Source organism: Salinibacter sp. (assembly GCF_036626415.1).
Lineage (GTDB): Bacteria > Bacteroidota > Rhodothermia > Rhodothermales > Salinibacteraceae > Salinibacter.
The window spans coordinates 1-12,803 of sequence record NZ_JAZKRW010000093.1; the positions used below are offsets into that span (position 1 = coordinate 1).

7 protein-coding genes are annotated in these 12,803 nt (G+C 67.4%); 1 reads left to right on the plus strand and 6 read right to left on the minus strand.

Annotated elements, in window-relative coordinates; all coding sequences use genetic code 11:
* The 3 genes from V5A20_RS10360 to V5A20_RS10370 form a co-directional block, all read right to left on the minus strand.
* On the minus strand, positions 1-2,113 hold a 2,113-nt coding region (locus tag V5A20_RS10360), incomplete at its 3' end, for a SusC/RagA family TonB-linked outer membrane protein (RefSeq protein WP_332327275.1).
* Positions 2,114-2,378: 265 nt separating this feature from the next.
* Complete coding sequence (locus V5A20_RS10365) at positions 2,379-3,917, minus strand: sodium:solute symporter family transporter (RefSeq protein WP_332315515.1); 1,539 nt, start codon at positions 3,915-3,917, stop codon at positions 2,379-2,381.
* A gap of 296 nt (positions 3,918-4,213) precedes the next feature.
* The gene (locus V5A20_RS10370; RefSeq protein ID WP_332315514.1) at positions 4,214-5,212 is read right to left on the minus strand and encodes a LacI family DNA-binding transcriptional regulator; all 999 of its coding nucleotides are present in this window, start codon (positions 5,210-5,212) and stop codon (positions 4,214-4,216) included.
* A gap of 285 nt (positions 5,213-5,497) precedes the next feature.
* Between V5A20_RS10370 and V5A20_RS10375 the strand changes: the two genes are divergently transcribed.
* Positions 5,498-6,754: a M48 family metallopeptidase gene (locus tag V5A20_RS10375; RefSeq protein WP_332315513.1), complete on the plus strand. Its 1,257-nt coding sequence runs from the start codon at positions 5,498-5,500 to the stop codon at positions 6,752-6,754.
* A gap of 16 nt (positions 6,755-6,770) precedes the next feature.
* On the opposite strand, the gene V5A20_RS10380 is transcribed toward V5A20_RS10375, so the two are convergent.
* From V5A20_RS10380 to V5A20_RS10390, 3 genes are all read right to left on the minus strand, one after another.
* The gene (locus V5A20_RS10380) at positions 6,771-10,904 is read right to left on the minus strand and encodes an ATP-binding protein (protein WP_332327276.1); all 4,134 of its coding nucleotides are present in this window, start codon (positions 10,902-10,904) and stop codon (positions 6,771-6,773) included.
* 73 nt (positions 10,905-10,977) lie between these two features.
* Entirely contained in the window at positions 10,978-11,442 is a 465-nt protein-coding gene (locus V5A20_RS10385; protein WP_332315511.1) for a DUF4783 domain-containing protein, read from the minus strand.
* 175 nt (positions 11,443-11,617) lie between these two features.
* A complete protein-coding gene (locus V5A20_RS10390; protein ID WP_332315510.1) occupies positions 11,618-12,583 on the minus strand; it encodes a 2-hydroxyacid dehydrogenase in 966 nt (321 codons plus the stop codon).
* Positions 12,584-12,803 lie beyond the last annotated feature (220 nt).

Genomic DNA, 12,803 nt, shown 5'->3' on the forward strand with positions numbered 1-12,803 from the left:
CCAGCCGCTCGCTGAAGAGGGTGGCGTCGAGCCCCACGTCTGTCTGGGTCGTCTCTTCCCACTTCACATTCGGGTTGGGCGACTGCAGCGGGGCGGAGCCGGGGGCCAGTTGGCCGTCCAGCACGTAGTCCTGATTGCCGGCGATGGTGGCCGCAAACGGATAGTCTCCGATGCGCTGGTTCCCATTTTGTCCCCACCCGGCTCGCAGTTTCAGGTTGTTCACCAGGTCCGTGTCGGGGAAGTAGGGCTCTTCGGAGATGCGCCACGCCGCTGAGACGGATGGGAAGAACGCAAAGCGATTGTTTTCCCCAAACCGGGAGGACCCGTCGTAGCGGGCCACGGCAGTCAGCAGGTAGCGGTCCGAGAAGTTGTAGTTGACGCGCCCGAAGAACGACAGCAGGTTCGACTCCGCGAGGCTTCCGCCGATGTTGACCACCTCGGGGCCGGCGCCGAGGTACCGAAGCGAGGGATCATTGCCGGGCTGGCCCTGCGTGGTGCCGTTGATGAAGCGGTAGCTGTTCGTCTCGATTGTGGTGCCGCCCACTGCTTTCACATCGTGGACGCCGAACGTCTGGTCGAAGGTCACCGTGTTGTCCCAGACGAGCGAGCTCTGGAAGTCCGAGAACTGCGTGGCGCTCGGAGAGACGTTCTGGAAACTGGGACTGATGTCGAACTCCGGCGTAAAGGCAAACGTGTTGCCGTTGCGCAGGTCGAAGCCAAACTGCGAGCGGACGCGAAGCGACTCTAGGACAGACAGCTCCGCAAAAATATTTCCGACGAGGCGGTTCTCGTTGAACTCGTTGTTCTGAAAGTCCAGAGCGGCCAGCGGATTTTGGGCGTTCGTCCGGGGCTGAGCCGTGAAGTTGCCGGCGCTGTCGCGCGCCGGCACCGTGGGGTCCACCTGAAGCGTCTGAATGAGCAGGTTGCGCACATTGTCTGTCTCCGAAATCGTATTTCGGGTTAGGCGCTCGGCGGTCACCTGCTCACCCACCGTAAGGAGCGAGTTGACCTCAAACTCGGTGTTCACCCGCACATTCAGCCGCTCCAGGCTCGACTTGTCGATGATACCCCCCTCCTCGAAGTACCCGCCGCTAATGCGGTACGTCAGATCCTCGCTGCCCCCCGCAACGGCTAGGTTGTAGTTTTGGGTCGTTCCCTGCTCGAAGACCAGGTCTTGATAGTCGGTAGTTCCGTTTGGCCCAAGGAAAGTGCTCGGTGACGTGAAGGTGGGGCCCTGGCCAGCATTGATGTCCGCCTCATTGCGCAGGGCAGCGTACTCGGGGCCACTAAGCATGTCGATTGTGCGCGACGTCTCCTGTACGCCTGTGTAAGCGTTAAAACTGACGCTCCGCTCGCCTGCCTCTCCCGTCTTCGTAGTGATAATGACCGCGCCGTTGGCCGCCTGTGCCCCGTAGATGGCCGCCGCCGATGCCCCCTTTAGAATGTCGATCGACTCAATGTCGCTGGGGTTGAGAAAGCTGATGCCCCCGGCCCCCGTGGCAGTGGGATCCGAGATCGGCACGCCGTCCACCACGTAGAGGGGATTGCTGTTGCCCGTGGTGCCAGTCCCGCGAATCCGGATGCTGAAGCCGGAGCCCGGGCTTCCCGTGTTCTGGGTGACCGTCACGCCCGACACGCGCCCCTGGATCGCCTCCTGAGCGCTTTCGATTGGGGTGTCCTCGAGATCTTGCGTCGGCACCGACGAGATCGACCCCGTGAGGTCGCTGCGCTCCTGCGTGCCGTACCCCACGACGACCATCTCATCCATCGCAACGCCTCCAGTCGTGAGGGCAAAGTTGACCGTCGCGGTCTCCCCAGCCGCCACCGTCACCTCTTCCGTCTGGCTCTGGTACCCGATGAAAGACGCCCGCACGTCGTACGTCCCCGGCTCAAGGCCCGTAAGGCGGTATGAGCCGTCCGCATCCGTACTGGCCCCCTGCTGCGAACCGGCCTCCTGGCCGGTGCTAAGGACGACCACGTTGGCGCCCGGCAGGGGCTTCTCCGACGCGGCCTCCGTCACAGTGCCCGCGACGGTGCCGGCCTGCCCAAGCGCGGAGCCGCCCCCTCCGACGCAGAGCACGACAATCAACAAAAGCGCTTTTTTCCAGAGCATGGATCTACAGAGAGTCAGGTGGAAGAAGATCAGCGTACCGCTCAGCAGCGGCCCACGGGATTCAGGCTGCAGCTCTTTCAGCGACTGAAAGGGGTTTCAAGAAACCGGTTTCATAGTAAGCGCCACGCTACAAGAATGTCAAGCGGACTGGGGATCGCGGCCCCGGCACCCGCCTGCGGGCCGACCGGGGGCCGGAAGCACAGACCCATCACTGCGGTACGGCCTTCCCAAATTAGGGGCCGTGCCGGTCCGGATCGAAGCAGGGCTACCAGAACACCGCAACGAGGCCCGCGACGGCGGCCAAGAGCACGGCGACGCCCCCAAAGACGAGTCCTCCCAGCCGTCCATCGGACCGTCGCCACAGGGCAGCGTCGGGGACGTGGTACGTGGGGCACGGCACGGCCCAGGTGGTTCCGCCCATCAGTAGCAGACTGGCCATAAAGAGAAGGGCCGCAACGTAGAGGAAATGAAGCGGGGGCTGCAGCACGACCAGAAGAAGTGCGATTCCACTGCCCCCGACCAACGTGTAGAAGGCAGCGTAGCGGTGTACCTGCCGCACGAACAGTCCTCCCAGGAAGACCGCCACAATAGGAGGTGTGAGGTACGACAGGGCCGACTGCAGGTACGTCCAGAGCGAGGCGAACTGGTCGATCTGTGGCGCAATGAGCGCCCCCAGGAGGAGGACCGTCGCGGCGACGGTACGTCCCACCGCCACGAGCCGAGCCTCCGAGGCTTCGGGACGCAGTGCAGCGTAAAAGTCCATCGTCAGGAGGGCCGAGGCCGCATTCAACACGGAATCGACCGACGACATAACGGCGGCGATAAAGCCTACGAGGACGAGCCCCCGGAGCCCACCGGGCAAGAGGTCGACGGTAAGTCGGGGAAAGACGAGGTCGGGGTTCCCGAGATCCGGATACAGGACAGCCGCGAACAGGCCCGGCATTACCAGCAGAAACAGCACCGGAAGTTTGAGCCCCCCCGCCAGAAGGGCCCCCCAGCGGGCCTCTCCCAGCGAGCGCGCCGCAAGGGTGCGCTGCACCATGACCTGGTTGATGCACCAGTAGTACACGCCCAGGAGCAACAGGCCGGTAAAGAGGCCCGGCCAAGGCACCACCTCACTTCCGGCGGGATGAATGAGGCGTCGCATGGCCGGCGCGGTTGCGGCCTGCACCTCTCCCCAGCCGCCGACCGCCCGGTAGGCCGCCCCAGACACAATCGCCGTCCCCAGCAGCAACAACCCTCCCTGTATCACATCGGTGTAGACGGCCGCCCGCAGCCCGCCGGCAACGGCGTATCCGCCCGCCAGAAGTGCCAGCAGGCCCACGCACGCCTCCAGGGAGAGCCCGGGAAAAACCACACGCAAGACCACCGCCCCGGCGTAGAGCGTGCCCGCCATGTCAATCAGGACATTTCCGACGAGGGCCAAGACCGAAAACCCGCGACGGGTCCGCGCATCGAAGCGACGCTCCAGAAATTCCGGCGCGGTCGTGATCCCGAGCCGCCGATAGGCGGGCAGGAAGAATGCAATGAGGATCGTTAGCGCGACGACCGCCGTCCACTCGTAGTTGTAGACCGCCACGCCCATCTGGTATGCACCGCCGACCAGCCCCACCAGGGTACTGCCCGACATGTTGGTCGCAAACAGAGAGAGCCCAAGGGCGACCCACCCGACCGAGCGGTTTGCCAGGAAGTAGTCTTCACTCGTCTTGTCTCGGAGCGTGGCCCAGAACCCAACACCCAGGATGGCCGCTAGGTATCCCGCCATCGCGATCCAGTCGTAAACACCGAAGGGTCCTGGATCCATCGGACACGAGTACTCAAATGAACGCGACGGCGTACGCCCCGCTGGGACTTCCAGATGGAGTCTGGGGTACACAATTCACGATTCTGCCTCTGGTGGACTTGGCCGCTGCGCCAGGCCCGACCGGAGGGTCACACACATCAGTCCGCCGCTGCCTGCGAGTGCCCGCACGCCTGCTGTTCAACAAAAACTTCGCCGGGGGAAGGCCCACTCCAGGACCACTTCACTCCTTCGGCCCGGGCACTTCGATAATGCTCAGGACGACCCGTCATGAGATCCTTGTCGTGCTGGTGAAGTTTTCAAGAGTCGCTCGTGCTTGCACGCACTTTCAGCTCGTGGGACACCTTGGACTGCTCGGGCTCAGGGGACGTACGGGCCTGTATCCGATGAAGAAGTCGCTCAACAGATTGACGGCCCAGTTCGTACACCGGCACCTTCACGGTCGTGAGCGGCGGGTTGGCGTAGCGGGCACTCGTGATGTCATCGAACCCCGCCACGGCAATCTCGTCGGGCACGCGGATGCCTGCTTCTTGAAAAGCCAACATGGCCCCGATGGCCATATAGTCGTTGCAGGCAAACACCGCGTCCGGGCGAGGGTCCAGGGCCGCAATCTGCTGTCCAGCCTCGTAGCCGCTTTTCTGCGTGAAGTCGCCTTCGATCACCCGTCCCTCCTCGGCTGAATCGTGCTCGCGCACGGCCTGGCGGTAGCCGTCCATCCGCCGTTCGACGTCGTAACTGCCCGGGGGACCCGTAATGGCGGCAACCCGCGAGCCCCCCTGCTCGATCATGTGACGAACGACGTGGGCCGCCCCCGCCCGGTTTTCCATGCTAAATAGGTCAAACTCACCCGTCCCGGGCCCGCTGTTGATCCGCACGACCGGCAGGTCCAAGTCGACGGCCTGCGTCAGTGGTCGGGATCGCGCGCGGGGGGTCATCATGACGAGCCCATCCACGCGGCCCGCAATTGACTCAAGGGCAGACACTCCCTCCTCTGGGTCGTAGTGCGAACTGGCGATCACCAGGAAGTACCCGGCCTCCTGCGCAGCCTCATCGAGCCCCCGAAGGAGCTCAGAGAAGAATTCGCCGTGGGGGGCGGGCAGAATCACGCCAATCGACCGCGTCCGCCCGTTGCTCAGGCTTCGGGCCGTCGCGTTGGGGGCGTACCCCATTTCTCGAGCCACCGACAGCACATGCTGTCGCGTCTCGGTATTGACCAGATGATCGTGATTGAAGACCCGCGAGACCGTCGTGGCCGATACCTCTGCCTCGTCCGCGACGTCTCGAATGGTAACACCCATCTTTGTATATCGGCTTCGGTTAAGCGAATGTGCACCGCGGTGTGCGTCCCTGTCTGTCGTTTCTTTTTGGCAGGAGGCTGTAGACACCGTCTTACTGGAGACACCGTTTTACCGGCTGCTGGTCCTTGCGCGTTCCTTGACGGCCCTGCCACAGCGGCCTGGACGGGCCTGTCTCCCTCCGGGCGGTTCGTCCAGCAAAGGGTACGTTTGGGGCGCTGAACGTCACGGCCGCTCGCCGATTCATTGTGCGGTGCATCTCTGTGGAATGCAACCTTCAAGCCCTGCGTGCCCCCCTACGCCATTGTCATCCTCGGCGCTCTCCTGGCCGAATACGGACTCAATCTCGTCTCGGACCTCCTCACCCTCCGGGATCTCCAGTCGGACCTTCCAGACGAATTTCGGGACACGTTCGACGACGATGAATACGAGCGGGCCCGGAACTATACCCGCACGAAGACGCGGTTTGGGCTTCTCTCCTCGACATTCGGGCTCGCCGTGCTGCTGGTCTTTTGGTTTGCGGGCGGCTTCGAGGGGCTCGACACCCTGGTGCGCGGCTGGAACGTCGGGCCCATCGCGACGGGCCTGTGCTACATCGGCCTCCTCGTGCTCGGGCGCGGGGCGCTGTCGCTCCCGTTCTCGATCTACTCCACGTTCGGAATTGAGGAGCGCTTCGGGTTTAACGAGACGACGCCCAAGACCTTCGCGCTGGACCTGCTCAAGAGCATCGCGCTCGGCGTAGCCCTCGGCGGGCCGCTGTTGGCCGCCCTCCTCTGGTTCTTCCAGTCGACCGGGCCGTACGGCTGGGTCTATGCCTGGATCGTGGTGACGGCGGTGATGCTGCTCCTCCAGTTCTTCGCCCCGCGCTACCTGATGCCCCTCTTCAACGACTTTGAGCCGCTGGAGGCGGGCCCGCTCCGCGAACGGATCCTGTCGTACGCCGACACGGTGGAGTTTCCGGTCGACGAGGTGTACGTGATGGACGGGTCGCGCCGGTCGAACAAAGCCAATGCCTTCTTCACCGGCTTCGGCGCGAACCGGCGCATCGTGCTGTTCGACACGCTCGTGGAGCAGCTCTCTGGGGACGAGCTGCTGTCGGTGGTCGCCCACGAGATGGGCCACTACAAGCTGCACCACATCCCCCAGCGCATCGCCACGAGCGTGGTGCAGACCGGCGTGCTCTTTCTTCTGCTTTCGGTGTTCCTGCAGGTGGAGGGCCTCTTCCACGCCTTCTACGTCGACCAGCCGTCGGTGTACACGGGCCTCTTGTTCTTCGGGCTGCTCTACTCGCCGGTCGACCTGCTGCTCTCGATCCCGCTCAACGCCTGGGCGCGCCGGCACGAGTTCCAGGCCGATCGCTTCGCGGTGGAGACCACCCGCCGGGAGGGGGCGCTCGTGAGCGGCCTCAAGCGCCTCGCGGAGACAAATCTGTCCACCCTCACGCCCCACCCGCTGACCGTGGCCCTGGAGTACTCCCATCCCCCCCTTCCCGAGCGCATCGACCAGATCCGCACCGCGGCCCGGCCGGCCCAGTCGGCCACGTAGTCTGCGTGCAGGGCCCTTACTCGGTCGTCTCGATCAGCGGCAGGCGGATCCAGAACGTCGTCCCCGCCCCCTCTTCCGTCTCGTACCCGATCTCGCCGCCGAGCTCGTCGATGCTCTTCTGGGCAATGGCGAGGCCCAGCCCCGTGCCACTCGTTTTCGTTGAGAAGTTGGGCTCAAACACCTTGTCCTGCACCTCCGGCGGGATGCCGGTGCCGTTGTCGATCACCTCGCTGTAGACCGACGGCTCCTCGTCCGGTCCTTCCTGCCGCTGTGCCGTCACCCGGACCCCGCCCTCGCGGTCGTCGGGGAGGGCCTGCAGGGCATTCTTGAGGAGGTTGATGTAGACGCGGCGCAGCTCCTCGCGGTCCGCCTCCACCACCAGCGGGGCGTCCGGCAGATCGAGGGACAGGGCCTCGGCGTTGGCCGCCTCCTCCTCCATGAGCGATGCGGCCTCCTGGACGACCTCGATCAGGTCGATCGGCTCGGGGACGCGGGTGGGCAGCCGGGCAAACGTCGAGAACTCGTCGGCGATGCGCACGAGCGACTCGACCTGCTCGATGAGGGTGTTCGTGATGCGGTCGAACACCTCCTCGAACTGCGAGGCATCCGTCGTGTCGTCGGCCCGCTTGAAGGCCCGGCGCAGGTGCTGGATGGACAGCTTCATGGGCGTGAGCGGGTTTTTGATCTCGTGGGCCACCTGCCGGGCCATCTCACGCCAGGCCAGCTCTCGCTCCTGGCGGGCCAGCTTGCGCCGGCTCTCGGCGAGCTGGTCGCGCATCTCGTTGAACGTCAGCACGAGGTCGCCAATCTCGTCTCGCGTGTCCACCGAGAGGGGCCGCGTGAACCGGCCCTCCCCCACCGCCTCCAGGCCCTGCCGGAGCTGGGCGATGGGCCGGGCCAGGGCGTTGGCCAGCACGACCCCCGTGAGCATGACCACCACCACGAGCAGCAGCAGCGCCCCGAAGAGGTAGGCGAGGGTGCGCGACTTCTCCTCCTGCAGCTGCTCCTGCTGGGCGAGCGTGGGCACCCCCACAACGAGCCGCGGATGCCCCACCTCGTCGACCAGCGCCCGATACCCCACCCGGTACCGAAACTGCCCAATGGACGCCTCGGCGGTCACGGAGCGGTAGGTCTCGTCGTACAGCTCGTAGTACACGGTCCCCGAAAGCCGCTCTTCCACCAGCCCATCGCGACGCAGGCGCGGCTGGCTCGTTCGCGTGAGCCGCCCGTCGTCGTAGAGGTGCAGGTCGAGGCCCACCCGGGCGGCGAGGGTGTCCACGTCCATCCGCTCCGCCACCCGCCACAGGGGCTCGTTGGGGCCGGCCTCCAGGGCCAGCGTTTCCTCCACGCGGGTGAGTTGGTCGTGCATGCGCCGCTCGATGGCGCGCTCATTCTCGCCGGTCACCACGCGCACCCCCACCACGCCCACGGCCACCATCGAGACGATGCCGACCACGAGGAAGGCGTTGAGCACCTTGTCGCGGAAGCGCACGCGGCGGGCCGGGAGGCGGCCGTGCCGGTACCGCACGTAGAGGCCGAACAGGTACACGACGAGCCCGACGCAGAGCCCGGCGACGGTCAGCCGGAGGAGGTAGTAGAGGTGGTCGAACGCCAGGATGGCGGGAATGCGCACCCCCACGGTCGAGGGGGCCGTCTCGCCCGCCGGCACGAACCGGCGGTAATGCGTCAGGTACTCGCGCCCCCGCACCGTTTCTTGCCGCCACAAGGCCGGCCGTCCGCGGAGGGCATCGCGCTCGGCGGCCGGAAGGCGGGCCCGGCCGAAGGCCTCCCCCACGCTCCGCACGAGCCGCCTGTCCCGGAATTCGGCCAGGGACAGGTCGGCGTACAGGTCCCCAAACGACCCGTCCGGCAACAGCACCCGGGACAGCCCAAACCCCGTTCCGGGCAGGACGGACTGCGGCTCGATGCGGACCAGCACCCAGCCCTCCACGAACTTGCCCCCCACGGGCATGCCCTGCAGCCCCGCGTACTGCCCACGACGCGCCTCGGCGGTCCGCACGGTCGTCCCCGAGGACGACAGTTGCTCAACCACGGCCCCTGGGCGCCGCCCGTAGCGGGGCGAGAGGGCCGTAAATGCCGTCCGGGCCGCCGCCTCGGTGCGCTCCCCCGGTGCCACGCGCCCGTCGGCCGTGTACTGCCGACGCACCGTCCCGTCCCACGCCAGCACGCTCAGGCGCACCTCGTACGTTGCGAGGGACGACAGCAGCGACTCTCGTACCACCCGGGCCGCGATCGAGTCCATCTGGGCGTCGGCCGCGGGATCGCTGGTCCGGAGGGAGGGCCCCAGCGCCTCGGAGGCCGAGCGGAGCACGCGGCGCACCGAATAGAGCACGCGCGGGTCTTGGCCCCGTTCGAACGAGCGCGCGGCGTCGACCATGTGCTCCTGCCGCTTCGCGTCCATGCCGGCGTAGAGGAGCGGGTAGAGCAGCAACGTGACCGCGAAGAGCCCGCCCAGCAGTCCGCGGAGCGTGAGCACCTCGCCCCGCTCCCGCCGCCCGACGAGGCCGTACGTCGCGAGCCCCCCCACGCCCCCGAGAAGAACCAGCACGTACGGCAGCGACACGACGGCCCGCACGCCCGTGCCGAGGTACAGCACGGCCAGCGCCCCGCCGTACAGCACCGTTCCCAGCACAAGCCCGATGCCCCGGGGCCACTCGCGGGGGCGATGGTGCAGGAGGCGACGCAGGGCCACCCACGTGCCCCCGATGCCCACGAGAACGCCCGCCGTCACGAGAAGAAAGAGGCCGCACAGCACCCCCAGCACGAGCGGCTCCGGCAGCAGTCCGGTGCGGGCAAAGAAGTCGAGGGTGCTATCGAGCACCGCCCGTCGCACGACGACGGCCAGGGCCACGACGGCCCCGAGGCTGCCCGCCACGAGCCCCATCAGGGTTCCGAGATACCGGGCCGCGTGAGGGCGGTCGGGCATGTAGCGGCGAAACGCCTTCGGCAGCTCACTCAGGGCGTCGGCCCGAGGTCGGTAGTGCCGCGCCAGGTACACAACCCCAATGGCGAGCCCCCCCGCCCACAGCCCCGTGAGGAGCAGGTCTCCGATCGACCGAAAGAGTCCCCCTCCGAGGGTCGAGGCAAAATACGTGGGGTTAAACAGGGGATCGATGCCCGACCCGGGCCCCGCCCATCGGGCCGGCACGTTGAGGCCCACCATCGCGTAGCGCACCCCTGCCGCGAGAAGCGCGACGACGGCGAGCCGGCCGGCCGCCGCCCGCCGGGCCCGCCAGTGCCGACGAAGGCCGGGGCGCCGCGCGAGGCGAAGATACCAGTACCCCCCCAGAACGAGCCCTCCCCCCATGAGGCCGACGGCCCAGGCCGCCAGAAGGTCGGCGTAGAACGACGCCGTTCGGGTCACCACCTGGCCGGGCGAAGGCGGCTCTACAGACGCGTGTCCCAGGACTGTGCCCTCCCGCCCCCGAAGCGCCCGGTGGGGCGCGGCGGGCGCCGCTCCGCTCCAGTGCACCCGAACCAGCTCGCCGGTGGCCCGGCTCCACTCCGCCTCCAGGCTCATGGCCTGCACATACCGATTCTGCACGGGCGGGCGATACCGAACCACCTGCGCAACCCGTATGGCCCCCCGGTACCTCCCCTCGTGGGTGACCGGCGCCCAGGCCGCGAGGGCCCATCGTCCGCTTTCGTCGTGGATGGTGGTGGTTCGGGGCCGGGCGATCGGCCGTCCCTCCACGTATTCGCTGTCGACGGGCACCTGTGGGCCGGCCCAGGCCAGCGTACGGCCGTCCGGCCCATACACCTCGATCGCCGTGCGGGCCTCGGTCGGACGCCCAGCGACATACCGAGTGAGCCCCGACGGGCGGCCGCCCTGATCCCGCGCGGCCTGCAGGCCGGCCCGAATGCTCGAATCGGCGGCGAGCCCCTCCGCCCGGTCATGGAGCCGATCGCGGAACGCCACAAACCGCTCCTCAATCGTCGCGAGGGCCGCCTCCACCGCCGCTTCTTGACGCGCCGTGGCGTCGGCCTCCACCGCTTGAACCGCGTAGACGCGGAGGGCCGCCGTCCCCAACAGGCCCACGCACAGCCCGAGGCCAAGGCCCCAGGCCCACGGCCGGTGTCGAAGCATACGGAGCAGGCGGTCCATCGCGCGGCGGCGGCACGAGTCCACGGAGGAACGTGATCATTTCGGGGCGAGGCCCTGCTCTCTCGAAGGCCCCTTCTCGCACTCGTCTTCGCCCCCGCTACTCAGAGGCATGTTCGATCCGGAGCTCGTGCAGGTTCCATAGCTCTTCGCCGTCCGGCTGGTCGAGCCGGACGTAAACGCGATGCCGGCGCACCCTGCGGGCCTCCTCGTACTCCCCCCGAACGAAATAACTCGCTCCGGCCTCGGTCACGTCCCCCACCACGAAGCGACCGGGGGTGTGTCGCCGAAAAAACTCTCGGAGCACGTACACGGCCTGCGAGCTGCTGTAGAACGTGCGGTTGCCAAAGAGGCTGATCTCGACCCGATCGGCCGACGGCGTGAGGAGCCGGCGGGCGTCCCCGTCCGAAAAGGCCGTCGCCACCCGTCGTGCCACCGCGGGTGGGCCCTCGGTCGTGGAGTCGGAGACCGTGGCGATCGAGTCGGCCGGCTGTCCCTGGGCGACGGACGGGGCCCCTCCGAGTCCAAACAGCAGGACCACCACCAGCGATCGTGAGACGGACATGGGCGCAGGAAGCCGACCGGCAGACAATGAGAAGGGACAATGCTGCGGGCCCACCGTCGCAAAAAGCGGGCCGATTTTGCTCTGCGGACGTTCGGGCCGGGCCGCCCCTTCCCAACCGTCCGACGCCCCACACACAGGCGTCCACCGCACCGACCAGTCTGGGCGAGCCGGCGCCCTACACGAGGCGGTGCGGCACACGTTCGTCCCCCTCGAGGAACGCCGTGATGGAGGCCACGCACATCTGGGCCATCCGCATGCGGGTATCGGTCGTAGCGCTGCCCAGGTGGGGCGCCAGGACGACGCGGTCTTGGTCGAGCAGGCCGGGGTGCACGTCCGGCTCCTCCTCGAACACGTCGAGCCCCGCGCCGGCAATCTCGCCCGCCGCCAGCGCGTCGACCAGCGCCTCTTCATCGACGACGGGGCCGCGGGCGGTATTCACCAGCAGGGCCGACGCTTTCATTTGTGCGAAGGCCGCCGCGTCCAGGAGGTGGTGACTGTCCTCGTTGTGGGGACAGTGCAGCGAGACGACGTCGCTCGTCTCCAGCAGCTCGCCCAGTCCCACATGCCGGGCGCTCACCTGGCGCTCCACCGTCGGGTTGGCCCGCGTTCGGTTGTGGTAGACCACCTCCATCCCGAACCCGAGCGCCCGCCGGGCCACCGCCGTTCCGATCCGCCCCATGCCCACGATGCCGAGGGTCTTGCGGGACAGCTCCGTCCCCATCAGGAGCGTCGTCTCCCAGCGCTCGAAGCGGCCGTCGCGCACGTACCGGTCGGCCGCCGGCACGTGCCGGGCAACGGCCAGCAGCAGGGCCCACGTCAGGTCCGCGGTCGCGTCGGTGAGCACGCCGGGCGTGTGGGTGACGGCCACGTCGTGGGCCTCGGCCGCCTCCAGGTCGATGTTGTCCACGCCCACGGCGTACTGCGACACCAGTTGGAGCTCGGGCCGCGCCTCAAACAGCGCTTCTGTAATTGGGTCGGCGAGCACCGACAGAAGCACGTCGGCCCCGTCGGCCAAGGCGATGAGCTCGTCCACGGAGCGCGTGCTGCCGTCGGGCGGATCGCAGACCGTGAGGGTGTGCTCGCCTCGCACCCCGGAAAGCCCCCCGTCGATCAGGGGGCGGGTCGAAACGATGTGGGCCATCGGTGGAAGTGTTGCTAGGGAACGTCGTCGAGTCGAACCATCGCCCACGAAGCTACAAACCGGCGGGCGCTTCGTCCAGCGCGCGGAGGGGACGCAACCGAGGGGTACGCGGAGCAGCCCCGGACGGAGCATGAGCCCCCCGGTCGTCCCGATGCCTCCCTACTCGCGGTCCCTCTACTCGAGGTCCACCTTCGTCACGCCCGCGCCGCCTTCTTCGATG